Source organism: Aeromonas sp. 600282 (genome assembly GCF_049175755.1).
Classification (GTDB): Bacteria; Pseudomonadota; Gammaproteobacteria; order Enterobacterales; family Aeromonadaceae; genus Aeromonas; species Aeromonas veronii_A.
This window is the reverse complement of the sequence record NZ_JAAKVR010000009.1, coordinates 137980-162979: the sequence shown is the minus strand read 5'-3', so window position 1 is coordinate 162979 and position 25000 is coordinate 137980. Positions and strand designations below refer to the sequence as shown.

Sequence of the window (25000 nt, the reverse complement as noted above, 5' to 3'; positions counted from 1 at the left end):
GTGTTACCTTACTTCTTCTTAGCTTCTTTAGTACGCACTTGCTCGTTGGCATAGCGTACACCCTTGCCCTTGTAGGGCTCCGGAGCGCGGTAAGCACGGATATCGGCGGCGACTTGGCCAACCAGCTGCTTGTCGACACCACGCAGAACGATTTCTGTGGCAGTCGGGCACTCAGCGGTCACACCAGCCGGCAGCGCATGCTCTACCGGGTGAGAGAAGCCCAGAGCCAGCGCAACAGCATTGCCCTTGATGGAGGCTTTATAACCTACACCAACCAGCTGCAGCTTGCGCTCGAAGCCTTGGGTAACACCGATTACCATGTTGTTGACCAATGCACGGGCAGTACCGGCCTGAGCGTCAGCACCAGCGATGCCGTCGCGCGGGGCGAACTTCAGTACATTGTCTTCTTTGGTCACTTCTACACCGGCGTGAATAGAGCGAACCAAGGAACCTTTACCACCTTTGATGGACAGTTCCTGGCCGTTCAGAGTCACCTCTACGCCAGCAGGAATAGTGACGGGTGCCTTAGCAACACGAGACATTTCCTACCTCCTATTAAGCGACGTAGCAGATGATCTCACCGCCCATGCTTGCTTTACGGGCAGCACGGTCAGTCATCACACCTTTAGACGTGGACACGATAGCAACACCGAGACCGCCCATAACTTTCGGCAGATCAGTAGTGCGCTTGTAAATACGCAGGCCGGGACGGCTCACGCGTTGGATCAGTTCTACAACTGGCTTGCCCTGGAAATATTTCAGTTCAATTTCCAGTTCCGGCTTCACGTCACCAGCTACGGAGTAGCCAGCGATGTAACCTTCTTCTTTCAGCACTTTGGCGATAGCCACTTTCAGCTTGGAAGAAGGCATGGAAACCGCAACTTTGCTCGCCGCCTGACCGTTACGGATGCGGGTCAGCATATCCGCGATCGGATCTTGCATGCTCATAAGTCTAACTCCCGAGATTCGTTACCAAGAAGCCTTCTTCAGGCCCGGAATTTCGCCCTTCATGGCATGCTCACGCACCTTGATGCGAGACAGGCCAAACTTGCGCAGGAAACCGTGCGGACGACCAGTAATATTGCAACGGTTACGCTGGCGGGACGGACTGGAATCACGGGGCAGCTGTTGCAGTTGCAGTACAGCATCCCAACGCGCTTCTTCAGAAGCGTTCATGTCAACGATGATAGCTTTCAGCTCGGCACGCTTGGTCGCGTACTTGGCTACCAGCTTGGCACGCTTTGCTTCGCGCGCTTTCATGGATGTTTTAGCCATAACCCTAACCTTACTTGCGGAATGGGAAGTTAAAGGCAGCCAGCAGAGCACGGCCTTCTTCATCGGTATTCGCGGAAGTGGTGATGGTGATATCCAGACCACGGACGCGATCGACTTTGTCATAGTCGATTTCCGGGAAGATGATCTGCTCACGCACGCCCATGGAGTAGTTACCACGACCGTCGAACGCTTTAGCGTTCAGGCCACGGAAGTCACGGATACGCGGTACGGAGATGCAGATCAGCCGTTCCAGGAACTCCCACATACGCTCGCCACGCAGGGTTACTTTACAACCTATCGGGTAGCCTTCACGAATCTTGAAGCCCGCAACAGATTTGCGAGCTTTGGTGATCAGCGGCTTCTGACCGGAAATGGCAGCCATATCGGCAGCAGCATTTTCCAGCAATTTCTTGTCAGAGATCGCTTCACCAACACCCATGTTCAGGGTGATTTTCTCGATCCGAGGGACTTGCATGATAGTCTTGTAACCGAACTGCTTGGACAGTTCATTTACTACATCGGATTTGTAGTAATCATGCAGTTTCGCCATCGTTAAACTCCAATTACTTCACAAGTTCGCCGGTGGATTTGAAGAAACGGACTTTTTTGCCGTCTTCAATCCGGAAACCAACGCGGTCAGCTTTGCCAGTGGCAGAGTTGAACAGCGCTACGTTTGATACATCGATGGGGGCTTCTTTGGTGACGATACCGCCAGCCTGACCCAGTGCGGGTACCGGCTTCTGGTGTTTCTTCACCTGGTTGATGCCTTCCACGATTACCTTACCTTTTGCAATCAGGACTTGAGTGACTTTGCCACGCTTGCCCTTGTCTTTGCCGGTAAGAACAATCACTTCGTCTTCGCGACGGATTTTAGCTGCCATCGTTCGACTCCTTACAGTACTTCGGGTGCCAGGGACACAATCTTCATGAACTTCTCATTACGCAGTTCACGGGTCACCGGGCCAAAAATACGAGTACCGATTGGCTGTTGGTTGTTGTTAAGCAACACAGCCGCATTGTTGTCGAAACGGATGACAGAGCCGTCCGGACGACGAACGCCTTTACGGGTGCGTACGACCACCGCGTTATACACATCACCTTTCTTCACTTTACCGCGAGGAATGGCTTCCTTGATGGAAACCTTGATGATGTCGCCGATGCCGGCGTAACGGCGGTGCGAGCCACCCAGAACCTTAATACACATTACACTGCGAGCGCCGGAGTTGTCGGCAACACCCAGCATACTTTGCATCTGGATCATCTTAGTGCTCCGCTTTGTTTACTTCTTATCCCTAATGGGATCTGGCTGCCTTCAAAAGGCGCGAAACTATAACACAGGATTTTCAGAAAAGGTAGCCTAAAAAACAAACGGCCCCTGAAAGGGGCCGCTTGGACTACAAAGTACCGATTAGGCCTTTTCTACAACGGCAACCAGGGTCCAGGACTTGGTCTTGGACAGCGGGCGGCATTCGCGGATTTCCACGAGGTCGCCAGCTTTGCACTCGTTGTTTTCGTCATGCACGTGCAGCTTGGTAGTGCGCTTGATGATCTTACCGTAGATCGGGTGCTTTACCTTGCGCTCGATAGCAACAGTGATGGACTTGTCCATCTTGTCGCTGATTACACGACCTTGCAGAGTACGGATCTTGTCAGTCATTACGCACCTGCCTTCTCAGTCAGTACAGTCTTGATACGTGCGACGTCACGACGCACTTGTTTCAGAGTGTGAGTCTGAGCCAGCTGGCCGGTGGACGCTTGCATGCGCATGTTGAATTGCTCACGCAGCAGGCCCAGCAGCTCCTGGTTCAGTTCTTCGACGCTCTTTTGACGCAGATCTTGGGCTTTCATCACATCACCGTCTTAATTACGAAAGTGGTCTGAACAGACAGCTTAGCTGCGGCCAGGGCAAACGCTTCACGCGCCAGAGCCTCAGGTACACCGTCCATCTCGTACAGAACCTTGCCAGGCTGGATCGGGCAAACCCAGTATTCCACGTTACCCTTACCTTTACCCATACGAACTTCGAGGGGCTTTTCGGTGATGGGCTTGTCCGGGAACACACGGATCCAGATCTTACCTTGACGCTTAACGTGACGGGTCATGGCACGACGGGCTGCTTCGATTTGACGAGCAGTCAGTTGACCACGGGATGTCGCCTTCAGGCCAAAGGTACCGAAGGATACTTCGTTACCAGAGGTGGCCAGACCGCGGTTACGACCCTTGTGGGTCTTGCGGAATTTAGTACGCTTAGGTTGCAACATTTACCGAATCTCCTTACTTAGCAGCGCGGCGCTTGTTGTCACGCTTGGGCTTTGCAGGAGCTTGCTCTTGAGCAGCGGCAGCGTTAACAGCAGCCAGACCGCCCAGAACTTCGCCCTTGAAGATCCAAACTTTAACGCCGATCACACCGTAAGTGGTGTGGGCTTCAGAAGTTGCGTAGTCGATGTCGGCACGCAGGGTGTGCAACGGCACACGACCTTCACGGTACCATTCGGTACGCGCGATTTCAGCGCCGCCCAGACGACCGGAAACTTCCACTTTGATGCCCTTGGCACCCAGGCGCATTGCGTTCTGTACGGCGCGCTTCATAGCACGACGGAACATTACACGACGCTCCAGCTGGGAAGTGATGCTGTCGGCAACGAGTTTGCCATCCAGCTCCGGCTTGCGGACTTCGGAAATGTTGATCTGAGCAGGCACGCCAGCAATAGTGGCTACAGCTTTGCGCAGCTTCTCAACGTCTTCGCCTTTCTTACCGATGACAACACCCGGACGAGCGGTGTGAATGGTCACACGGATGCTCTTGGCCGGACGCTCAATGGTGATCTTGGACAAGGACGCGTTTTTCAGTTCCTTGGTCAGGAACTGGCGTACTTGAAAATCGCTGTACAGGTTGTCAGCGAAGTCTTTGGTGTTCGCGAACCAGGTAGAATTCCAAGGCTTGGTAATACCCAGGCGAATGCCATTAGGATGTACTTTCTGACCCATTGCTTATCTCCCAGCCTTAGCGTCGGATACCACTACAGTGATGTGAGCGGTACGCTTGAGGATACGATCCGCACGACCTTTGGCACGCGGACGGATGCGCTTCATGGAGGGACCTTCGTCGACCATGATAGTAGCAACACGCAGCGCGTCGATATCGGCGCCTTCGTTGTGCTCAGCGTTTGCAATGGCAGATTCCAGCACTTTCTTAACCAGCACTGCAGCCTTTTTCGGGCTGAAGGTCAGGATATTCAGAGCCTTGTCTACGGACAGACCACGTACTTGATCGGCTACCAGACGAGCTTTCTGGGCAGAAGTACGGGCATAACGGTGTTTAGCGATAGCTTCCATCATTTATCCCTTAGCGCTTCTTAGCCTTCTTATCAGCAGCATGGCCGCGATAAGTACGAGTCGGTGCGAATTCACCCAGTTTGTGACCGATCATTTCTTCGGTAACGAAAACCGGAACGTGCTGACGACCATTATGGACAGCGATGGTCAAACCGATCATGTTCGGGATGATCATTGAACGACGGGACCAGGTTTTAACCGGCTTTTTATCCCCGCTTTCCACCGCTTTCTCTACCTTCTTCAGCAAGTGCAGGTCAATAAATGGACCCTTCTTGAGAGAACGTGGCATGGTGATTCCTCTATGTTAACAATTACTTGTTACGACGACGTACGATGTACTTGTCGGTACGCTTGTTCTTACGGGTCTTGAAGCCTTTAGCCTTCTGGCCCCATGGGGACACAGGCTGCATGCCCTTGTTACGACCCTCACCACCACCGTGCGGGTGGTCAACCGGGTTCATCGCCATACCGCGAACGGTCGGACGAATACCACGCCAGCGGTTTGCACCGGCTTTACCCAGTTGACGCAACATGTGCTCGGAGTTACCGACTTCACCGATGGTAGCGCGGCACTCGGCCAGAACTTTACGTACTTCGCCGGAACGCAGACGCAGAGTTACATAGTTACCTTCACGAGCCAGGATCTGGATGAAAGTACCAGCGGAACGAGCCAGCTGGGCACCTTTACCAGGCTTCATCTCTACAGCGTGAACGGTAGAACCAACCGGGATGTTGCGCATCGGCAGGGCGTTACCTACCTTGATGGCTGCATCAGCACCAGAAGCGATCGCGTCACCAGCTTTCAGGCCTTTCGGAGCCAGGATGTAACGACGCTCACCGTCTGCATACAACACCAGAGCGATGTTAGCGGTACGGTTCGGATCGTATTCCAGGCGCTCTACTTTAGCCGGGATACCGTCTTTGTCGCGCTTGAAGTCGACGATACGGTAGTGCTGCTTGTGACCACCACCGATATGACGGGTAGTGATACGGCCGTTGTTGTTACGACCACCGGACTTGCTTTTGCTGTCCAGCAGAGCGGCGAAGGGCTTGCCCTTGTACAGCTCTTGATTGACGATCTTGACGACGTGGCGGCGGCCCGGAGAAGTAGGCTTGCACTTAACGATTGCCATTTTTGAGAACTCCTCTTACTCGGCTGCGCCCATGAAGTCGATGTCCTGACCAGCTTTCAGGGTCACATAAGCCTTTTTCCAATCGGAACGACGGCCTACGCGTGCACCTGCGCGCTTGGTCTTACCCTTCATGTTCAGGGTACGGACGGTCTCAACTTCGACCTCGAACAGTTTCGCAACTGCAGCTTTGACTTCCGCCTTGGTAGCATCAACAGCAACTTTGAACACGATAGTGTTCTGCTTTTCTGCAACCATGGTGCTCTTTTCAGAGATGTGCGGAGCCTTCAGAACTTTCAGCAGACGCTCTTCACGGATCATGCCAGCATCTCCTCGATTTGCTTAACTGCGTCAGCAGTCATCAGAACCTTGTCGAAAGCGATCAGGCTGACCGGGTCGATACCGGCAACGTCACGCACGTCAACTTTGTACAGGTTGCGAGCAGCCAGGAACAGGTTCTCATCGACTTCAGCAGTCACGATCAGAACGTCAGTCAGTTCCATTTCTTTCAGCTTGGCGATCAGTTCTTTGGTCTTCGGAGCTTCGATGCCGAACTTCTCAACAACGATCAGGCGCTCTTGACGTACCAGCTCGGACAGAATGCTACGGATAGCGCCGCGGTACATCTTCTTGTTTACTTTCTGGCTGTGATCTTGCGGCTTAGCAGCAAAAGTCACACCACCGGAACGCCAGATGGGCGAACGGATGGAGCCAGCACGGGCACGACCAGTACCCTTCTGACGCCACGGCTTTTTGCCGCCACCAGACACTTCAGAGCGAGTCAGCTGCGCACGAGTACCCTGACGGGCACCAGCGGCATATGCAACGACGACCTGGTGAACCAGAGCTTCGTTGAATTCGCGCCCGAAGGTAGTCTCGGAAACTTCAAGAGCGCTCTTGGCGTCTTTCATTACCAATTCCATTACTATCTCCTCAGACGTTACGCTTTGACGGCAGGTTTGACGATCACGTTGCCGTTGGTTGCACCCGGTACTGCACCTTTGATGAGCAGCAGGTTGCGTTCAGCGTCAACACGAACCAGTTCCAGGTTCTGAGTCGTTACACGCTCAGCACCCATGTGACCAGCCATCTTTTTGCCCTTGAATACACGACCCGGAGTCTGGTTCTGACCGATAGAACCCGGAACGCGGTGAGACAAGGAGTTACCGTGGGTCATATCCTGGGTGCGGAAGTTGTGGCGCTTAACAGTACCAGCAAAGCCCTTACCTTTGGATGTGCCGGTAACGTCTACCAGCTTAACGTCAGCGAGAAGATCTACTTTCAGCTCGCTACCAACAGTGAAAGTTTCACCGTTGTTCAGGCGGAATTCCCACAGACCGCGACCGGCTTCTACACCAGCTTTGGCGAAGTGGCCAGCTTCCGGCTTGGTCACACGGCTGGCTTTTTTGGCGCCAGTGGTAACCTGAATAGCGTTGTAGCCGTCGGTTTCTACAGATTTGACCTGAGTTACACGGTTAGCTTCAACTTCGATAACAGTCACCGGGATAGAAACGCCATCTTCAGTGAAGATGCGAGTCATACCCACTTTGCGACCTACAAGACCGATTGTCATTGTTATCAACCTCTTTCCGTAATTAACCCAGGCTGATCTGGACGTCTACACCAGCTGCCAGATCCAGACGCATCAGGGCGTCTACGGTCTTGTCAGTCGGCTCAACGATGTCTACCAGACGCTTGTGAGTGCGGATCTCGTACTGATCACGCGCATCTTTGTTGACGTGCGGGGAGATCAGGACGGTGAAGCGCTCTTTGCGAGTCGGCAGCGGAATAGGACCGCGAACCTGCGCGCCAGTGCGCTTAGCAGTTTCAACGATTTCCGCAGTGGATTGATCAATCAGGCGATGATCAAAAGCCTTCAGGCGGATACGGATTCTTTGGTTCTGCATTGACAGAGCTCCAATAGATAAAAGAACATAAATCAACACCGCCCGACCGAGATTTCTCCCGCCAGAGGTGTGATTTTTCACGTTTCCCCCCATATCGGGAGGACTGTATGGCTGGCTCCTGTAAACAGGAAACTCAGCAACAGACATATCGTCTGGCTTACCTCATGGGTAAGCGGAGGGGATTATACGGATTTTTCAAATTTGCGCAAGGGAAAGCGAACAGATTATGCGCAGTTTTATGTAACAGATGGATCTCGCCTGCGGCAACGCACTCTGCTACCAACACCCAGGTAACGACAATGTTACAAGCAGACTGGTAGACTGTGCGCTTGCCTCCGTCAGTGGAACGACATCCCATGCTCAAAGATCAAAAGAAAGCCTATCAGTATGGCCTTTGCGCCGTTGCCCTCTGGTCGACGGTCGCCACAGCCTTCAAGATCTCCCTCGCCTATTTCGAACCCGTGCAACTGTTGCTTGTGGCCGCCTTCACCTCAACTCTCACGCTGACAGCCGTCGTCGCCAAACAGGGCAAACTGCCGCTGCTGGGGAGCTACATCAAGGCCCGCCCTTTCTACTACTTGACTCTGGGTGTGCTGAACCCCTTTCTCTATTACTTGTTGCTGTTCAAGGCGTATGACCTGCTGCCTGCCCAGCAGGCACAGACCCTCAACTACACTTGGGCTATCACTCTCAGTCTGCTTGCCGTCCCCTTTCTCGGCCAGAAGCTGCGTCGGCGCGATGGCGTCGCCATCGTGTTGGGATATTTTGGCGCACTGGTGATCGCTACCAGAGGGGATGTATTCGGCCTGCAGTTCGACAACCCCCTCGGCGTGACGCTGGCACTGGTCTCGACCCTCATCTGGGCCAGCTACTGGATCCTCAACACCCGCAATCAGGGGGATCCCATCGTCAGCCTGTTGCTCGGCTTTATGATCAGCCTGCCCTTTATCGTCGTTGCGACCTGGTTGCTCTCCGATTTTGCCATGACCGCCTGGCAGGGATGGGCTGGTGCCATCTATGTGGGACTGTTCGAAATGGGCTTCGGTTTCGTGCTCTGGCTGATGGCGCTGCGCCATGCCACCAACACGGCCCCCATCAGCAACCTCATCTTTATCTCGCCGTTTGCCTCACTGGTGCTGCTCAACCTGTTGATCGGCGAAACCATCCATCCGGCCACCCCCATCGGGTTGGCGCTCATCGTTGCCGCCCTGCTGATCCAGCAGCTCAAGTACGGTAAACGCTATCGTGCATCAGTCGAAACCAAGAGCTGACCATGCAGAAGGGCGTATCCACGGATACGCCCTTCTCTCAATCCATCCACTCCTGTGGCTGATGTTTCGGCAGCCGTATCTCGACCAGCAGGCCGCCGAGATCCGAGCTTCCCAGCCGGATAGTGCCGTGGTGCTGGGCGACTATCTTGGCCACGATGGCCAACCCCAAGCCACTGCCGCCAACAGTTCGCGCCACATTCCCCTGAGTAAACGGCTTGAGCACCCGGGAGTAGTCCTGCTCCGGAATACCGGGGCCATCATCGGATAGGCGCAGGCGCACCCAGTGCCCGTCGTCCTTCAACTCGGCATACAAGCGGCTCGCCCCATAACGCTGCGAGTTGCTTGATAGGTTGTTCAACACCCGCCGGATACTAACCGGATTGCAGGCCACCCGCACTGCCTCTTGTGGCAGCGCCAGATCGACGTCCAGCCCCTGCTCCGAATAGATCAACAGGGTATCGTGCACCAGCTGGGTCAGATCGACAGGTACCGGAGCCTGCCCCTCATCCGGGCGGATGTAATCGATGAACTGATCGATGATGGCATTGGACTCATCAATATCTGAGTTGATGCTCTCCTTGAGATATTCGTCACCGGAGGACATCATCTCGGTAGCCAGCCGGATACGGGTCAGCGGGGTTCGCAGGTCATGGGAAACCCCCGCCATCATCAGGTTACGCTCTTCGATCAGGCTCTTGATGGAGTGGGACATATGGTTGAAGGTGCGGGTCAGACGGCGTACCTCCCGTGACCCCAGCTCCCCCAGCGCCTCGGGGAAATGTCCTCTGGCCACGGCAACCGCGCCAGCCTCGAGATCCTCGAGCGGACGAACCAACTGGCGTGCAAAGCGCCAGGCAGCAAACAGGGTGATCACCAGCAGCACGCTCAGATAGATGATGAGGGGTTCGATATCGTCATCTTCAATCTCGGTCAGCGGGATCCGCACCCAGATTTTGCTGGCCTGTGGCGGCTGGATCCAGATGATGTAGTGATCCTGGATCTCGACCCGCACCTTGGCCGGGCCACCCAGTTCGCGGCTTATGTTCTCCTCCAGATAGGGGTACGGCTTGGCATCGTTGAAGCCATGCTGCACCGCCTCGCTCTGGGTATAGATGTCGGTACCGGTCGTCACATAGACCAGCGCCTCGGCATCTTCACTCAACGCCAGCTGCTCGGTATTGACCGGAAAGATCAGCTTGACCTGATTGGCCAGCAGGTGACTGATCTGTTTGACGGTGGGTGCCAGCAGATAGTTGTAGAAGGTGACATAGGAGACCGCTTGATAGACCACCAGAACGGCGGCCAGGAACCAGAGCATGCGCGAGAACATGCTGCCGACCTTTTTCATGCACCGTCACCATCTGGTACAAACACATACCCCAGACCCCAGACGGTCTGTAGATAGCGGGGCTGGGCCGGATCCTGCTCCAGCAGGCGGCGCAAGCGGGAAACCTGAACATCGATGCTGCGTTCGGTGGCGGTGTATTCGCGGCCACGGGCCAGATTCATCAGCTTGTCGCGGGAGAGCGGCTCGCGCGGATGGCTGACCAGCACCTTGAGCACCGCAAATTCACCGCTGGTGAGCGCCATCGGCTCACCATCCCGGCTAAGCTCACGGGTAGCCAGATTGAGTTGGAAGGCTCCGAAGTTGACCACCTTCTCTGCAGCAGAGGGAGCCCCTGGCAACTCGACAGTATGGCGGCGCAGCACAGCTCGGATCCGCGCCAGCAGTTCACGGGGATTAAATGGCTTGGGCAGATAGTCATCGGCTCCCATCTCGAGCCCGACGATGCGATCAACTTCATCCCCCTTGGCAGTGAGCATCAGCACCGGGATTTGGTTGCCAGCTTCCCGCAGACGACGACAGATGGAGAGCCCATCCTCCCCCGGCAACATCAGGTCAAGCACCATCAGGCTGAAGTTTTCACGAGTCAGCAAGCGATCGGCCTGTTCGCCATTAGCCACGCCGCGCACCACGAATCCCTGCTCGGTGAGATAGCGTTCCAACAGGGAACGTAATTTCAGGTCATCGTCCACGACCAGGACCTTGTATTGCTGCTGACTCATTGCTTTGCCTCTTCATTCTTTCGCTGCCCACCATACTAGGGGGGGATATCGCGGGAGAAAAGCATAAATATGTTACCGGTTATTACCCATGATCAGAGCGTGACGGCCGTCAAGCCCTCCTCCAGACCAGTACCGCTGAATGGCTCCCGCCAAGCTGGCGCAATTTCTCTCGACAGAAGGAGGACAAAAGCTAATATTCCCGAGCAGTTAGCGATGATTACCCCTCTTTGACCAGGTCCGCATCACCATGAAGACAAAGCTGATCACCCGCGAAGGCTACAACAAGCTGAAAGAAGAGCTCGATTTCCTCTGGCGTCAGGAGCGCCCCGAGGTCACCAGAAAGGTGGCATGGGCCGCCAGCCTGGGGGATCGCAGCGAAAATGCCGACTACCAGTACAACAAGAAGCGACTGCGGGAGATCGATCGGCGGGTGCGTTACCTGCGCAAATGTCTCGAAGAGCTGGGGATCGTCGACTATGCCCCCGCGCAGGAGGGCAAGGTCTTCTTCGGTGCCTGGGTCGAGGTGGAAAACGAAGAGGGCGAGACCAAGCGCTTTCGCATCGTCGGCTATGACGAGATCTTCGAGCGCAAGGATTACATCTCCATCGACTCCCCCATGGCCCGCGCCCTGCTCAAGAAAGAGGTCGGTGATGAGGCCATCGTCCGTACGCCAGTTGGTGACGTCTGCTGGTATATCAACGAGATCAGCTACCCCAAGTAGCCGGACTGCTTGCCACAGGCACATCCAGAGTCACAGGTGTAATGGCAAGATAAACGCTCTCCCCTGCGACTTATCAGTCTGACGGGTGCAGACCCCGGCGCAGGGTGGCATCCCGCAACACGACCCCATATAGTGCTCACACTTGGCGCCTGATGGCGCGGACTCGACCACAGAGGCCCTCAACAACATCATGATGCAAACCATAGAGAGACAGATTGCCGGTGAGCTCAATGCTCGCCCGGAGCAGGTGCAGGCCGCAGTACGCCTGCTGGATGAAGGCTCGACCGTGCCCTTTATCGCCCGTTACCGTAAAGAGGTGACCGGCGGTCTGGACGACAGCCAGCTGCGTACTCTGGAAAGCCGCCTCGGCTATCTGCGTGAACTGGAAGATCGCCGTCAGGTGATCATTCGCTCCATCGAAGAGCAGGGCAAACTGACCCCCGAGCTGGCCCGCGAATTGAATGGCGCCGACAGCAAGACCCGACTGGAAGACCTCTATCTCCCCTACAAGCCCAAGCGCCGCACCAAGGGGCAGATGGCGATCGAAGCCGGGTTGGAGCCGCTGGCCAACCTGCTGCTCAGCGACCCGATGCAGGATCCCGAGCAAGCTGCAGCCACCTTCCTCAATCCCGAACAGGGCATTGCCGACAGCAAGGCAGCCCTCGACGGCGCCCGCTATATCCTGATGGAGCGCTTCGCCGAGCAGGCCGACCTGCTGGAGAAGCTGCGCGACTACCTGTGGCAAAATGCCACCCTGCGCGCCCGCGTGGTGGCAGGCAAGGAGCAGGAAGGGGCCAAGTTCAAGGACTATTTCGAACACGACGAACCACTGCACAAGGCCCCCTCCCACCGGGTGCTGGCCATGCTGCGCGGCCGCAATGAAGGGATCCTCAATCTGGCGCTGGTCACCGGTGACGACGAGAGTGCTAGCCCCTGCGAAGGGATCATTACCCACCACCTCAAGCTCAACCTGCAGAACCGCCCGGCCGACAAGTGGCTGCAAGGGGTGGTGAGCTGGACCTGGAAGATCAAGTTGTCGCTTCAGATGGAGACTGAGCTGATCGGCCGTATCCGCGAGTCGGCAGAGGAGGAAGCGATCAAGGTGTTCGCCATGAACCTCAAGGATCTGCTGATGGCGGCCCCGGCGGGCATGCGCTGCACCATGGGGCTGGATCCGGGCATCCGCACCGGCGTCAAGGTTGCCGTGGTGGATGCCACCGGCAAGCTGGTCGATCACGCCACCATCTATCCGTTCGAACCAAAACGGCAGATTGATCAGAGCCTCAAGACCCTGAGCGAGCTGTGCCAGAAACACAAGGTCGAGCTCATCAGCATCGGCAACGGCACCGCCTCGCGGGAGACCGACCGGCTGGTGAACGACCTGTTCGAGCGCTACCCCGCCGCCAAGGCGCAGAAGATAGTGGTGAGCGAAGCAGGAGCCTCTGTCTACTCCGCCTCCGAGCTTGCCTCTCAGGAGTTCCCGGATCTCGACGTCTCGATCCGTGGCGCCGTCTCCATCGCCCGCCGCCTGCAAGACCCGCTGGCCGAGCTGGTCAAGATCGATCCCAAGAGTATCGGGGTGGGCCAGTATCAGCACGACGTCGGCCAGAGCCAGCTAGCCCGCCGGCTGGATGCGGTGGTCGAGGATTGCGTGAACGCGGTCGGTGTGGATGTGAATACCGCCTCGGTCGCCCTGCTCAACCGGGTTTCCGGCCTCTCCCAGACGCTGGCCCAGAACATCGTCGCCTACCGGGATGAGCACGGCGCATTCAAGAGCCGTCAGCAATTGCTGAAAGTGAGCCGACTCGGCCCAAAAGCCTTCGAACAGTGCGCCGGCTTCCTGCGCATTCGCGGCGGCAGCAATCCCCTCGACAGCTCGGCGGTGCACCCCGAGTCCTATCCGGTGGTGGAGCGGATCCTCGCCAAGCTGGAGCAGACCGTGGAGAGTCTGCTCGGCAACAGCAGCCTGCTGCGCAGCCTGAAACCGGCCGATTACACCGATGAGCAATTCGGCGTACCTACCGTCACCGACATCATCGGCGAGCTGGACAAGCCGGGCCGCGACCCGCGCCCCGAGTTCAAAACCGCGACCTTCAAGGAAGGGGTGGAGCAGATCAGCGACCTGGTGCCAGAGATGGTACTAGAAGGGGTGGTCACCAACGTCACCAACTTCGGCGCCTTCGTCGATATCGGTGTTCATCAGGACGGGCTGGTGCATATCTCCTCCCTGACCGACCGTTTCGTCAAGGATCCCCGCGAGGTGGTCAAGGCGGGCGACATTGTGCGGGTCAAGGTGCTGGAAGTGGACGCCTCGCGCAAGCGGATCAGCCTGACCATGCGCCTCGACGAGAAAGCGGGACAAGCTGCCCGCAAGTCGGCTGAAGCGCGCAACAGCAGTGCTGGCAACGCCAAGCCAAGAAATGAGCCTCGGCAAAGCCCCCCTATGGGTGGTGCCATGGGCAACGCCTTCGCGGCAGCGCTCTCCAAAGCGAAAAAGTAACGACACCGTCCGGAACGTCTCTAAATGCAAAAAGCCCCGCAAGGGGCTTTTTTACACGCGAAGCTCAGGATTACTGCGTCAGGGCAGCAAGTATGCTCTCGGGCTCTCCATGCTGGGCCAGCACCTCCCGCAGTCGGTTGAATGCCTTGCAGGCCTCTTGCGGATACTTGCCGTAAGAGACGACGCCGGTGTGGCTCCAGCCAGCCGCCAGCATCACTTTCTTCTTGAAACTGGTTCCTTCAGTTCCTCCTCCTCCGAGCTGCATCAGAAACTGCTCCATCTGCAGGTGGGGGGGCGGTACACGGGAGAAGGTGGTGAAATCTTCCGCTTTGACTTCATCGAAATGCATGACAGCTCCTGTGAAATTGGAATGGGCCTGATCTTCAGGTTAGTTGCAAAACAGGCAAAGCAGCTGAAAGTTTGGCGAGGGTGATTCAGATATGCAGACTGAGGGACTGGGTAGAAGCCGGGCTGACAGCCTGTTGATAGTGGCCCGCGATGACGCTGTTGCGCTTGTCCATATAGGCACTCAGCACACCGCCCGATTTCGCGCTCTGCTCGGCCATCAGCTCTTTGCGCGCCTTGGCTTCACTCGCGGCGGCGCTGCGTGCAACGGCCAAATCCTGCGCGGAAGGCTCGGCAGGCGCCAGCGCTGCAGAGCGGATCTGCTGCATCTTGGCGATGGTAGCCGCAGGGTCACCGGGTACGACACTGGTATCGATCTGGACTTCGCCACCCGTAGCATAACGCTTGCCATCCGGCCCTTGCGTAAACTGATAGGTGGGCGAGCTGGCGTACTCTCCACCCGCAGACTGGTGAGCCTGCTCGTGAGTACGCACCTCCTTGTCACGCTCGACAAGATCCTGAACCTGCTGCTCTTGCCGCTGTTGCTGCTCCTGCTGTTTGGGATCTTGCTGCTTGCGCTGCCCATCCTCACCGGTGGCCTCGACAAAGCGATTGTCTGGCAGTGTCGTCGGCGCTAATTGCCCGGTTTCACGGCTGTTCTGGGAGGTCTGATTGCTGGAGGCCTGACCGGCTTTGGATTTCTCTTTCTGGGAGCCGACTTCGGATTCGGCAACGGAGGCTTGGCCCGCCCGGGCCTGCGGGATCAGTTCTGCCCGGCGATTATCCGTCCTCGCCGCTTCCACTTGGGGTTGCAGCTGTGTCGGGATAAGGGGAGGCAGACTGACATTGATGTTCATCTCACACCCGGATGTCGATCAGGGTTCCCATCATATCGCTGGCGGTCTGCACTACCTTGGCTGAAGCGCCAGCCTGCTGCTCGGCCACCTTGAGATTGACAAGCTCATCGGTCACTTGCACCTGATCCCCGCTGGGGGTGTTGAGGCGGGCGATCTGATTGGATGCCTTGTCGGCAATCTGCTCGGCTCGCTGAAATCCCTGTACCCCGCTGTTGAAAGCAGAATCAATACGCATGGTGTTACTCCTCTGGTCACAGCTTAATTATCCGCCAGACCAGAGGATTAATGAAGCTTGCAGGCTGTTTTTTAGCCAACAAAATCTCGAACGATTTCAATGAATTCGTCAGGATGGGAGATAAAAGGTGCGTGTGAGGCCTTATTAAGGGTCACGCTGCGGCTGGCAGGGTAGAGATCATCCAGCAGGGGAATGGCCGCCTTGGGTACCAATGAATCCAGTCGGCCATAGATCCGCAACCAGGGCAGATCCAGCTCCTGAAGCGGTTCGCGCAGATCAATCTCGGCCAACAGCGTCAGTCCAGCCTCGAGTGCGGCAAACGCGGGCGCCGGCCGCTCGGCCAGCCAGTGGCGCAACTGACGGATATCGTCCCGGGCGTGTTCACTGCCCATGGCCTGGATCGCCAGAAAACGCTCTATGGTCTGGCGAAAATCCCCTGCCAGCATCTGGTTGAAACTGGTCAGTACTTTGGGGGCGATCCCCGGCCACTCATCGCGGGCCATGAAACAGGGAGAGCTGGCTACCGTGATCAGGGAGTGCAGCCGATCGGGATGCGTCAGCGCCAACTGGCTTGCCACCAGACCGCCGAGCGACCAGCCAAGCAGATGACACTTCTGCGGCAAGATGGCAGCCACCTGCTCGGCAAGCCAGGGCAGGCTGTAATCCACCTCGTCTGCCAGCAGGCTGTTGCCAAAACCGGGCAAATCTACCAGATGAACCCGATAGTGGGGCGCCAACTGTTGGGCAATGCCATGCCAGACCGCACCGTTCATCCCCCAACCGTGCAACAGCACCAGATCGGGCCCCTGGCCAAACTGCTCTACCGATATGCTCATCTAGACTCAAGATCCCTGTTCATGCTCTTGGGGTCAGCATGTTAAAGCGACTGCTCGCTAAAGCAAGCCCGCTGCTCGGCAACCACGGCGACTGGCAAGGGAGTTGCCTCCTCTGTCATCAGCCTTGCGACAACGAGCCCCTGCTCTGCAGCTGGTGTCGGCAGGCGCTGCACCAGTCACAGCCGAGATGCCGCCTCTGCGCCGCACCGCTGACTGAATATATAGAAGAACGCATACCGGTCTGCGGCCGCTGCCAGCGCAGACCTCCCCCCTGGGAGCGGTTGCAGGTGATCGGCGACTACCAGGCTCCCTACCCCATGCTGATCCCCCGGCTCAAATATTCCGGCCAAATCCTGCTGGCGCCACTCCTGGCACGCCTCCTGGCCGATCATCTGGATGACAACGAGCCGCCGGAGGCGATCATTCCGGTTCCCCTGCACTGGTGGCGGCAGTGGCGGCGTGGGTTCAACCAGGCGGAGGAGATCGCGCAAGCCCTTGGCGAGTTCACCGACATTCCCTGCGACAACACTCTGTTGCAACGCATCAAGGCGACCCCGCAACAAACAACCTTGAGCGCCGGGCAGCGGCGGCGCAATCTGCGCGGGGCATTCCGGATCCGCTCCCACCAATACCGTCATGTCGCCCTGCTCGATGACGTCGTGACCACAGGCGCCACCGCTGGGCAGCTCAGCCGTTTGCTCCATGAGAGCGGCATCACAAAGGTAGAAGTGTGGGCAATCTGTCGAACCCTGCGGCACAGCAAGTAGCCATCGGCATGCTACCCAAGCATTAATAACCGCGTTATCATGAATACCCTAGTCGTACACTCAGGTTTATGAGGATAGTGATGATCAGCATTTCCGACGCCGCCCAGGCCCATTTCCGTAAACTGCTGGAAAAACAGCCTGATGGCACCAATATCCGGGTGTTTGTGGTCAATCCGGGAACCCAGAATGCCGAGTGTGGCGTATCGTATTGCCCGCCCGATGCCGTGGACCCGGAAGATCAACACCTGCCCTTCAGCGGCTTCGACTGCATGGTCGATCCCCTGAGCGCCCCCTTCCTGGTGGATGCCACCATCGACTTCGTGACCGATCAGATGGGCTCCCAGCTCACCCTGAAAGCACCGAACGCCAAGATGCGTAAAGTGGCCGATGACGCGCCGCTGATCGAGCGCATCGAGTACGTGTTGATGTCCGAAGTGAACCCCATGCTGGCCGGTCACGGTGGCAAGGTCACCCTGGTCGAGCTGACTGAAGACAAACTGGCCATCCTGCAGTTTGGCGGTGGTTGCAACGGTTGCTCCATGGTCGATTACACCCTGAAAGAGGGGATCGAGAAGCAGCTGCTGGAGAAGTTCCCGGGTGAGCTCAACGGTGTGAAAGACGCCACCGAGCACCAGCGCGGCGACCACTCTTACTACTGATTTGCAGCCCTTGCAGCAAAGAAAAGGCCCCGCCATCTGGCGGGGCCTTTTGCATGGGCAATCGGCAGATTACTCGTCCTTCTTGTCTCGCGACAGCAGGGCGATGGCCGCCTCTTTCGGGTTCTTACCCTCGTAGAGCACCTTGAAGATCTGCTCGCAGATGGGCATCTCGACGCCACAGCGGGCCGCCAGCAGATGCACCTCTTTGGTGTTGCGATACCCCTCCACCACCTGACCGATCTCGGTCATGGCGGTGTTCACATCCTTGCCAGCCCCGAGGGCCAGCCCGAAGCGACGGTTGCGCGACTGGTTGTCGGTACAGGTGAGCACCAGATCCCCGAGCCCCGCCATTCCCATAAAGGTTTTGGCATCGGCACCCAGCGCCGCACCCAGACGCTGCATCTCCACCAGACCCCGGGTGATGAGTGCGGTTCTGGCATTGGCGCCAAACCCGAGCCCGTCGGAGAGACCGGCACCGATGGCGATGACGTTCTTCACCGCCCCACCCAGCTGCAGACCGACGAAGTCCGGATTGGTGTAGACCCGGAACGAGCGGCCACAGTGCAGCAGATGGGAGAGATCGTCGGCGAACTCGTCGTGAGTCGAGGCGACCGAGATGGCGGTCGGCAGACCGGCAGCCAGCTCCTTGGCGAAGGTGGGACCGGAGATCACCGCCAGCGGTATCTCGTCACCCAGCACTTCACGGGCCACATCCTGCAGCAGACGGCCACTGTCCGGCTCCAGACCCTTGGTGGCCCAGGCGATACGGGTATCGGGGCGCAGGAAGGGTTTGATCCGGGTCAGTACATCACCAAATACATGGCTTGGCACGACCAGCAGCAGCACGGGGGCAGCCTGTACCGCACGTTGCAGATCCGCAGTTAGCTGCAAATCAACAGGAAAAGGGACATCAGGCAGAAAAGCCTTGTTGCAGCGGTCTTGTTCCAGCTCGGCGACATGAGCGGGGTCGTGACCCCACAGCAGGGTCGGATGACCGTTGCGCGCCAGAGAAATGGCAAGGGCGGAGCCATAAGACCCCGCCCCCAAGACCGAGATAGCGATCTGGTCAGCCATTATCAGGCTTCCGCAGTCGCCTGCTGGGCCTGTGCTTGCGCCATGTGCTGGGCAAACAGGGCATCGAAGTTGACCGGTGCCAGGTTCAGCTGCGGGAAGGAACCCTTGCTCACCATGTTGGCCACGGCTTCGCGGGCATACGGGAACAGGATGTTCGGGCAGAAGGCAGCCAGGCAGTGAGCCAGTTGCGGCTCCGGCAGGTTACCGATGGTGAAGATACCGGCTTGCTGTACTTCGCACAGGAAGGCGGTTTCTGTTTCCAGTTTGCAAGTTACGGTCAGGGTAAGGACAACCTCGTACACGTTCTCAGCCAGGATGTTGGTCTTGGTATCCATATCCAGCTTGACGTCCGGCTGCCACTCTTTCTGGAAGATGTGCGGGGTGTTCGGCGCTTCGAAAGAGACATCCTTGGTGTAAACACGCTGGATGTGGAATTCCGGTTGTACTTCCTGGTTGTTGATCTCGTCAGCCATTTCGTTTGATTCCTTGTTATATGGATAAGTGGGCTCAGGCCCTGCTTAAATCAGCGTTTCTTGGTTACCGGCAGATTTTCTGCACGCCATTGGGCCATGCCACCGCCGAGCACATAAACCTGCTTGAAGCCAGCTTTGCTCAGCTGACGGCCCGCGCCGCCCGCAGTCATTCCCGACTCGCACACCACTATGATGGGGGCATCTTTATGCTTTTCAACCGGGCCCAGATTATTGCTCTGGATCTGGGTCAGCGGCAGGTGCTGGGCACCGGCCAGATGGCCCTTGGCGTACTCTTCCTGACTGCGAATATCCACCACGGTGGCATTCTCGCGGTTGATCAGCAGGGTCGCGGTGTGGTTGTTGACGGTTTTTACCGGGGACAAACGGGCACGCACAGTGGTGTAAACCAGGGTGCCAGCCAGACCCAACCAGGCTGCGGTCAGCAGCGGGTTACGGGCCGCAAAATCCAAATACTCTTGCATCTTCTACTATCCAGGGACCAAGACAAGGGCCCGAGTATACATGGGGGTATTGATAAGATCAGCCATCTTGGCGGCAAAGCGCGAGCAGGCTCCCATCATCATTGGGCAGCGAGCATGGCAGGAAGGGCGTGGCTTGCGGGGCCACGGGAGCCCCCCTTGGCTATCAGGTGACTATTTCGGCAGATGTAGTAATATTACGCTAGTTTCATTTCCCGCATTTTTTCCAATCCGAGAGGACATAGTCTTATGTCAACAGCTAAGAAACCTTTGGTTCTGGTCATCATGGACGGTTGGGGCTACAGCACCAAGCAAGAGCACAACGCCGTCGCTGCCGCCAAGACTCCCAACCTCGATCGTCTGGCCCGTGACTACACCAGCACCCTGATCTCCGGCTCCGGTCTGGACGTCGGTCTGCCGGATGGCCAGATGGGCAACTCCGAAGTGGGCCACGTCAACATCGGTGCCGGTCGCATCGTCTATCAGGAGCTGACCCGCATCTCCAAAGACATCCAGGACGGCGAATTCTTCCAGAACGTCGAGCTGGCCAAGGCTGTTGACGCTGCCGTCACCAACGGCAAAGCCGTTCACATCATGGGCCTGATGTCTCCGGGTGGCGTACACAGCCACGAAGAGCACATCATGGGCATGATCGAAATGGCTGCCAAGCGTGGCGCCGAGAAGATCTACCTGCACGCCTTCCTGGATGGCCGCGACGTTCCGCCGCGCTCCGCCCAGTCCTCCATCGAGCTGTTCGATGCCCTGTTCGCCAAGCTCGGCAAGGGTCGTTTCGCCTCCATGATCGGCCGTTACTTCGCCATGGACCGTGACAACCGCTGGGATCGCGTGCAGCAAGCCTATGACCTGATGACCCAGGGCAAGGGCGAGTTCACCGCCGAGAGCGCCACCGAAGCACTGGCTGCCGCTTATGCTCGCGACGAGAACGACGAGTTCGTCAAAGCCACCCGCATCGGCGAAGCTGCCCCGATGGAAGATGGTGATGCGCTGATTTTCATGAACTTCCGTGCCGACCGTGCCCGTGAAATCACCCGCGCCTTCGTTGACACAGACTTCACCGGCTTCGCCCGTGCAGTCGAGCCGAAACTGAACTTCGTGATGCTGACCGAATACGCGGCCGACATCAAAACTGCCTGTGCCTACCCGCCGACCGCTCTGGTCAACACCCTGGGTGAGTGGCTGGCCAAGCAGGGCAAGACCCAGCTGCGCATCTCCGAAACCGAGAAGTATGCTCACGTCACCTTCTTCTTCAACGGTGGCGAAGAGTCCTGCTTCACCGGCGAAGATCGCGAGATCGTGGCCAGCCCGAAAGTGGCGACCTATGACCTGCAGCCGGAGATGAGCTCCGAAGAGCTGACCGACAAGCTGGTTGCGGCCATCAAGAGCGGCAAGTACGACGTCATCATCTGTAACTACCCGAATGGCGACATGGTTGGTCACACCGGTGTGTTCGATGCCGCCGTCAAAGCGTGTGAAGCCGTTGACCACTGCATCGGCCGCGTCACCGACGCCCTGGCCGAAGTGGGTGGCGAGTGCCTGATCACTGCCGACCACGGCAACGCCGAGAAGATGCTGGACGAAGAGACTGGTCAGGCCCACACAGCCCACACCAATCTGCCGGTTCCGCTCATCTATTTCGGTCGCAAAGCCGAGGTGGTTGAAGGTGGCAAACTGTCCGATCTGGCCCCCACCATGCTGACCCTGATGGGTCTGCCGGTGCCGCCGGAAATGACTGGCAAGCCCCTGATGATTCTGAAATAATCCTTCCCCATGCGGGGATGCGAAGTTATTTCACAGAAAACCAGTCGCGTCGGCCTGTTGGCCGGCGCGCTGTTTTTTTGCCTGTCGTTTGGCGCCAGCAAACCGGCTTTGGCCGCCAATCAGCAGCTGGGGACCATGCAGTCCCAGATCAAAGAGCAACAGAAGACCATCAAGCTCAGCAAGCAGGAGCTTGCCAAGCTCAATACCCAGCTCAAGGCTGACGAGCAGGCCATCTCGGCCGCCGCCGCCAAACTCAACCAGACCAGGCAGCAGTTGAAGCAGAACCAGCAGACGCTGGCGACCCTGCAAAAAGACAAGCTCGCGCTGGAAGTTCAAGCCAAACATCAAAAGCAGTTGCTGGCCAAACAGGCGGAGAGCGCCTTTCAGGCGGGCAACCACGACTACCTCAAACTGCTGCTCAATCAGCAGGATCCGGCCAAACTGAGCCGCTCACTCGACTACTACGACTACCTCAACAAGGCCCGCATCGAGGCCATCGACGCCCTGCGCGTCACCCGCGACAAGCTGGCGAAAAACCAGCAGGCAACCAAAGAGACCGAAACCAGACTGCAGACCCTGCTTGCCGAACAGCAGGAGCATCACCAGACCCTGCTGGCCAGCCAGCAGAGCCGGGCCAAGGTGCGCAACCAGTTGCAGCAGTCGGTACAGGATGACGAGCAGAAGCTCACCAAGCTGGTCAAAGCGGAGAAAGCGCTGAAAGCCCGGCTGGAAGAGCTGCGCCGCCAGCGGGAAGAGCAGGAGCGCCGCGAACGGGCCGAACGGGAACGGCTGGCCAAGCTGAAAGCGGAACAGGAGCGTCAGCGCAAGCTGGCCGAGCAGCGCCGCGCCGAGCAACAACGACTTGCCGCCCAGCAGAACAAAACCGTCAAACCGGCAGAACCGGTCGAAGAGATGTCCAGTACCAAACCGGAGCGAGGCTCTGGGATTGGGACCGCAGGTTACTACAGCGGGCTCAAGACCAATGGCAGCCTGCGCTGGCCGGTACAGGGGCCGATCCTCATCGCCTACGGCTCGCCGCGCACCGCCCAGCTCAAGTGGAAAGGCACCCTGATCGGCGCCAGCGAAGGAACCCAGGTAAAGGCGGTCGCACCGGGACAAGTGGTTTACGCCGACTGGCTCGACGGCTTCGGTATGCTGCTGGTAATCGATCACGGTCGCGGCTACATGAGCCTCTACGGTCACAACCAGTCGCTGCTGCGCCAGGTGGGCCAGAACGTGGAACAGGGTGAACCAGTGGCACTGGTTGGTGACAGTGGTGGCCAGGACAGACCGGGCCTCTACTTCGAAATTCGCTATCAGGGCGAGGCCATCAACCCAACCAAATGGCTGGCCAAGGGTTGAGTCAACCCGGCCGACAAACGCATCACACGCTCACTAGCAAAAGCCTGCATCACGCAGGCTTTTGTCGTTTCAGGAGTACAGCAACCCGCTGTCGCTCCCATTTGATGAAAAATTACCTAATTTTTCGCTCGGCTCAGGAGAAGACAACCAGACCGATCTGCTCCAGCAAGGTCTGCTGCTGATCCTCGTTGATCTGCACCCCTTGCAGATCGACCCGGCGCAGATCCAGCCCCGGCAGATCGCACTGGCGCAGATCGCAGCCCTGCAGCTTGAAGCTGGTCCAGTCAATCTGGCCAAACTCAGAGCCGCTAAGATCGGAACCCGCCAGCGAGGCACCAAACAGGTTGGCCCCCTGCCAACGGTTGCCGGTCAGCTCGCACTTCTCCAGCAGGCAGCCCTCAAAGCTGGCATAGCTGAAGTTGTTGCCGGTCAGATGGGCCTCGCAGAAGTAGCTTTTGGCGGTGATCTGGTTGGCGAAGCTGGCGTGGCCGAAGTTGATACCGACCGCCTGACAGTCGCGCATCTCCAACCTCAGACACTGGCTGCGGCTGCAATCGGCCATGGTGAGATCGCAGAGCAGGAAGCTGGCCTCGCGCAGATCGCAACCCTGCAACAGGCAGCCCCGTTCACTCTCCCGATCGTAGAAGCTGCAGTCAATGAAGCGGCTATCGCTCAGATCCAGCCAGGAGAAGTTGCATCCGATAAAGCGGCACTCCGAGAACAGCTCCCCCTCCACATCCTGTTGCTCGAACCGGACATCCACGAACTGCTTGCCTCTGATCATCGGAAAACTCCTGCAAAAACGGCTTCATATGCTGACTTTATCCGCCAAAAACGGTAATGTTACATGTAACATCCACCCTGGACACCCCTATGAGCCCCACCCGCAAGCGCCGCCCCACCCTGCAAGATATCGCCGACCAGACCGGCGTGACCAAGATGACTGTCAGCCGCTATCTGCGTGACCCACAGACCGTAGCGGAGGGGACCCGCGAGCGGATCGCAGCTGTAGTGGAAGAGCTGGGTTATATCCCCAATCGGGCGCCGGATATTCTCTCCAACGCGACCAGCAAGGCGATCGGCATCCTGATCCCCTCCCTCTCCAACCAAGTATTCTCTGCGTTGATCCACGGCATCGAGTCGGTGACCCGACCGGCCGGCTACCAGACCCTGCTGGCCCACTACGGCTACAGTCCGGAGCGGGAGGAGGAGCAGGTCGCGTCCCTACTCTCCTACCATGTGGATGGCCTCATCCTCTCCGACAGCCAGCACACAGAGCGCACTCGCAAGATGATCGCCACCGCCGGCATTCCGGTGGTGGAGACCATGGATCTGCCGCAAACCCCCATCGATATGGTGGTCGGCATGGATCATAGAGCCGCGGCCCGGGCCATGGTAACAGAGATGCTGCGCCGGGGCCGACGCAAGCTGGTCTATCTGGGGGCGCGGCTCGACGTGCGCACCCAGCTGCGGATGGAGGGTTACTATCAGGCGATGACCGACTTCGGCCTCACCGGCCAGCATCTGCTGACCGAACAATCCTCCAGCTTCACTCTGGGGGGCGAGCTGCTGGATCAGGCGCTGGTACGCTATCCCGACCTCGACGGCCTGTTCTGCACCAACGATGACCTGGCGGTGGGCGCCCTGCTGCAGTGTCAGGCCAAGTGGATCCCGGTGCCCCAGCAGATCGCCATCGCCGGTTGCAACGCTCTCGACATCGGCCACGCCATGACCCCCAAGCTGGCCAGTATCGCCACCCCGCGGGAAGCGATCGGTCGGGAGGCGGCCACCATGCTGCTGGCTCGTCTCAGCGGCCAATCCCAACCCGACACCCGCAAGGATATCGGCTTCTCCCTCTATGTCGGGGAGAGTCTGGGGTAATCCCTTCCCTCACCCACTTAAGTCACGCTGATAGCAAACAGGCCAC

Annotated in this window: 35 protein-coding genes; 8 read left to right on the top strand and 27 right to left on the bottom strand. The window is 57.8% G+C overall.

Annotation, left to right across the window (positions count from 1 at the left end):
* Positions 1-8: 8 nt before the first annotated feature.
* From rplF to rpsJ, 17 genes are all read right to left on the bottom strand, one after another.
* Positions 9-542: a 50S ribosomal protein L6 gene (rplF, locus tag G5137_RS10825; RefSeq protein ID WP_005307981.1), complete on the bottom strand. Its 534-nt coding sequence runs from the start codon at positions 540-542 to the stop codon at positions 9-11.
* Positions 543-555: 13 nt separating this feature from the next.
* On the bottom strand, positions 556-948 hold the full coding sequence (gene rpsH, locus G5137_RS10820; RefSeq protein ID WP_005307980.1) for a 30S ribosomal protein S8: 393 nt from the start codon (positions 946-948) through the stop codon (positions 556-558).
* A gap of 21 nt (positions 949-969) precedes the next feature.
* Positions 970-1275: a 30S ribosomal protein S14 gene (gene rpsN, locus G5137_RS10815; RefSeq protein ID WP_005340609.1), complete on the bottom strand. Its 306-nt coding sequence runs from the start codon at positions 1273-1275 to the stop codon at positions 970-972.
* Positions 1276-1285: 10 nt separating this feature from the next.
* Entirely contained in the window at positions 1286-1825 is a 540-nt protein-coding gene (gene rplE, locus G5137_RS10810) for a 50S ribosomal protein L5 (RefSeq protein ID WP_005331162.1), read from the bottom strand.
* Between the two features lie 13 nt (positions 1826-1838).
* On the bottom strand, positions 1839-2156 hold the full coding sequence (rplX, locus tag G5137_RS10805) for a 50S ribosomal protein L24 (RefSeq protein WP_005307977.1): 318 nt from the start codon (positions 2154-2156) through the stop codon (positions 1839-1841).
* An 11-nt stretch (positions 2157-2167) separates the two neighbouring features.
* Complete coding sequence (gene rplN / locus G5137_RS10800) at positions 2168-2536, bottom strand: 50S ribosomal protein L14 (protein ID WP_005307975.1); 369 nt, start codon at positions 2534-2536, stop codon at positions 2168-2170.
* Positions 2537-2683: 147 nt separating this feature from the next.
* On the bottom strand, positions 2684-2932 hold the full coding sequence (gene rpsQ / locus G5137_RS10795) for a 30S ribosomal protein S17 (RefSeq protein ID WP_005307966.1): 249 nt from the start codon (positions 2930-2932) through the stop codon (positions 2684-2686).
* A complete protein-coding gene (gene rpmC / locus G5137_RS10790) occupies positions 2932-3123 on the bottom strand; it encodes a 50S ribosomal protein L29 (protein WP_005307965.1) in 192 nt (63 codons plus the stop codon). The genes rpsQ and rpmC overlap by 1 nt, the downstream gene beginning before the upstream one ends.
* A complete protein-coding gene (gene rplP / locus G5137_RS10785) occupies positions 3123-3536 on the bottom strand; it encodes a 50S ribosomal protein L16 (RefSeq protein WP_005340612.1) in 414 nt (137 codons plus the stop codon). The genes rpmC and rplP overlap by 1 nt, the downstream gene beginning before the upstream one ends.
* 13 nt (positions 3537-3549) lie before the next feature.
* Complete coding sequence (rpsC, locus tag G5137_RS10780; RefSeq protein WP_005307962.1) at positions 3550-4263, bottom strand: 30S ribosomal protein S3; 714 nt, start codon at positions 4261-4263, stop codon at positions 3550-3552.
* A gap of 3 nt (positions 4264-4266) precedes the next feature.
* Entirely contained in the window at positions 4267-4611 is a 345-nt protein-coding gene (rplV, locus tag G5137_RS10775; protein ID WP_005319741.1) for a 50S ribosomal protein L22, read from the bottom strand.
* A 10-nt stretch (positions 4612-4621) separates the two neighbouring features.
* Positions 4622-4900, bottom strand: coding sequence for a 30S ribosomal protein S19 (gene rpsS / locus G5137_RS10770; protein WP_005307960.1), 279 nt, complete (start codon positions 4898-4900; stop codon positions 4622-4624).
* Positions 4901-4922: 22 nt separating this feature from the next.
* Entirely contained in the window at positions 4923-5744 is an 822-nt protein-coding gene (gene rplB, locus G5137_RS10765; protein ID WP_005340614.1) for a 50S ribosomal protein L2, read from the bottom strand.
* Positions 5745-5759: 15 nt separating this feature from the next.
* Entirely contained in the window at positions 5760-6062 is a 303-nt protein-coding gene (gene rplW / locus G5137_RS10760) for a 50S ribosomal protein L23 (RefSeq protein ID WP_005307955.1), read from the bottom strand.
* Entirely contained in the window at positions 6059-6664 is a 606-nt protein-coding gene (gene rplD / locus G5137_RS10755; RefSeq protein ID WP_005340616.1) for a 50S ribosomal protein L4, read from the bottom strand. Before rplD ends, rplW begins: the two co-directional genes overlap by 4 nt.
* Positions 6665-6681: 17 nt before the next feature.
* Entirely contained in the window at positions 6682-7314 is a 633-nt protein-coding gene (gene rplC / locus G5137_RS10750) for a 50S ribosomal protein L3 (RefSeq protein WP_005340620.1), read from the bottom strand.
* A gap of 22 nt (positions 7315-7336) precedes the next feature.
* Positions 7337-7648 carry a 30S ribosomal protein S10 gene (gene rpsJ / locus G5137_RS10745; protein WP_005307944.1) on the bottom strand — a complete coding sequence of 104 codons (312 nt, stop codon included), beginning with the start codon at positions 7646-7648 and terminating at the stop codon, positions 7337-7339.
* A gap of 356 nt (positions 7649-8004) precedes the next feature.
* Here rpsJ and G5137_RS10740 point away from each other — a divergent pair, with 356 nt between their 5' ends.
* Positions 8005-8919, top strand: coding sequence for a DMT family transporter (locus tag G5137_RS10740; protein ID WP_227341575.1), 915 nt, complete (start codon positions 8005-8007; stop codon positions 8917-8919).
* A gap of 37 nt (positions 8920-8956) precedes the next feature.
* Here the strand turns inward: G5137_RS10740 and envZ are convergent, their stop codons facing one another.
* Positions 8957-10267, bottom strand: a complete 1311-nt coding sequence (envZ, locus tag G5137_RS10735) for a two-component system sensor histidine kinase EnvZ (RefSeq protein ID WP_227341576.1) — start codon at positions 10265-10267, stop codon at positions 8957-8959.
* Entirely contained in the window at positions 10264-10986 is a 723-nt protein-coding gene (gene ompR, locus G5137_RS10730; protein WP_005340625.1) for a two-component system response regulator OmpR, read from the bottom strand. Before ompR ends, envZ begins: the two co-directional genes overlap by 4 nt.
* Positions 10987-11233: 247 nt before the next feature.
* Between ompR and greB the strand changes: the two genes are divergently transcribed.
* Entirely contained in the window at positions 11234-11707 is a 474-nt protein-coding gene (gene greB / locus G5137_RS10725; protein ID WP_005355349.1) for a transcription elongation factor GreB, read from the top strand.
* Positions 11708-11897: 190 nt separating this feature from the next.
* Complete coding sequence (locus G5137_RS10720; RefSeq protein WP_421209232.1) at positions 11898-14207, top strand: Tex family protein; 2310 nt, start codon at positions 11898-11900, stop codon at positions 14205-14207.
* Positions 14208-14277: 70 nt separating this feature from the next.
* On the opposite strand, the gene G5137_RS10715 is transcribed toward G5137_RS10720, so the two are convergent.
* The 4 genes from G5137_RS10715 to bioH all read right to left on the bottom strand — a co-directional run bounded on the left by G5137_RS10715 (position 14278) and on the right by bioH (position 16480).
* Positions 14278-14556 carry a hypothetical protein gene (locus G5137_RS10715; RefSeq protein WP_005355353.1) on the bottom strand — a complete coding sequence of 93 codons (279 nt, stop codon included), beginning with the start codon at positions 14554-14556 and terminating at the stop codon, positions 14278-14280.
* A gap of 85 nt (positions 14557-14641) precedes the next feature.
* Positions 14642-15409 (bottom strand): putative metalloprotease CJM1_0395 family protein, encoded by a 768-nt coding sequence (locus G5137_RS10710; protein WP_279476717.1) that lies wholly within the window; start codon positions 15407-15409, stop codon positions 14642-14644.
* A gap of 1 nt (position 15410) precedes the next feature.
* Positions 15411-15644, bottom strand: a complete 234-nt coding sequence (locus tag G5137_RS10705) for a flagellar basal body rod C-terminal domain-containing protein (protein ID WP_005340632.1) — start codon at positions 15642-15644, stop codon at positions 15411-15413.
* Between the two features lie 71 nt (positions 15645-15715).
* Positions 15716-16480: a pimeloyl-ACP methyl ester esterase BioH gene (bioH, locus tag G5137_RS10700; RefSeq protein WP_421255360.1), complete on the bottom strand. Its 765-nt coding sequence runs from the start codon at positions 16478-16480 to the stop codon at positions 15716-15718.
* 38 nt (positions 16481-16518) lie between these two features.
* Between bioH and G5137_RS10695 the strand changes: the two genes are divergently transcribed.
* Both G5137_RS10695 and nfuA read left to right on the top strand, forming a co-directional pair.
* Positions 16519-17247 carry a ComF family protein gene (locus tag G5137_RS10695; RefSeq protein ID WP_227341580.1) on the top strand — a complete coding sequence of 243 codons (729 nt, stop codon included), beginning with the start codon at positions 16519-16521 and terminating at the stop codon, positions 17245-17247.
* Between the two features lie 80 nt (positions 17248-17327).
* On the top strand, positions 17328-17906 hold the full coding sequence (nfuA, locus tag G5137_RS10690) for a Fe-S biogenesis protein NfuA (protein ID WP_005340636.1): 579 nt from the start codon (positions 17328-17330) through the stop codon (positions 17904-17906).
* Positions 17907-17975: 69 nt separating this feature from the next.
* Here the strand turns inward: nfuA and gpsA are convergent, their stop codons facing one another.
* From gpsA to G5137_RS10675, 3 genes are read right to left on the bottom strand one after another with little or no spacing between them, the layout of a single operon-like run.
* Positions 17976-18980, bottom strand: a complete 1005-nt coding sequence (gene gpsA, locus G5137_RS10685) for an NAD(P)H-dependent glycerol-3-phosphate dehydrogenase (RefSeq protein WP_058058785.1) — start codon at positions 18978-18980, stop codon at positions 17976-17978.
* A 2-nt stretch (positions 18981-18982) separates the two neighbouring features.
* On the bottom strand, positions 18983-19453 hold the full coding sequence (gene secB / locus G5137_RS10680; protein WP_005340639.1) for a protein-export chaperone SecB: 471 nt from the start codon (positions 19451-19453) through the stop codon (positions 18983-18985).
* Between the two features lie 50 nt (positions 19454-19503).
* Positions 19504-19935: a rhodanese-like domain-containing protein gene (locus G5137_RS10675; protein ID WP_005340640.1), complete on the bottom strand. Its 432-nt coding sequence runs from the start codon at positions 19933-19935 to the stop codon at positions 19504-19506.
* 246 nt (positions 19936-20181) lie between these two features.
* On the opposite strand from G5137_RS10675, the gene gpmM reads away from it, so the two are divergent.
* Together gpmM and envC are read left to right on the top strand one after the other, a co-directional pair.
* Positions 20182-21711 (top strand): 2,3-bisphosphoglycerate-independent phosphoglycerate mutase, encoded by a 1530-nt coding sequence (gpmM, locus tag G5137_RS10670; protein ID WP_005356867.1) that lies wholly within the window; start codon positions 20182-20184, stop codon positions 21709-21711.
* A gap of 9 nt (positions 21712-21720) precedes the next feature.
* Complete coding sequence (gene envC / locus G5137_RS10665) at positions 21721-23073, top strand: murein hydrolase activator EnvC (protein WP_421255359.1); 1353 nt, start codon at positions 21721-21723, stop codon at positions 23071-23073.
* A 133-nt stretch (positions 23074-23206) separates the two neighbouring features.
* Here envC and G5137_RS10660 read toward each other — a convergent pair whose 3' ends face one another.
* Positions 23207-23857, bottom strand: coding sequence for a Qnr family pentapeptide repeat protein (locus G5137_RS10660; protein WP_421255358.1), 651 nt, complete (start codon positions 23855-23857; stop codon positions 23207-23209).
* Positions 23858-23946: 89 nt separating this feature from the next.
* Between G5137_RS10660 and G5137_RS10655 the strand changes: the two genes are divergently transcribed.
* Positions 23947-24954, top strand: a complete 1008-nt coding sequence (locus G5137_RS10655) for a substrate-binding domain-containing protein (RefSeq protein WP_421255357.1) — start codon at positions 23947-23949, stop codon at positions 24952-24954.
* Positions 24955-25000 lie beyond the last annotated feature (46 nt).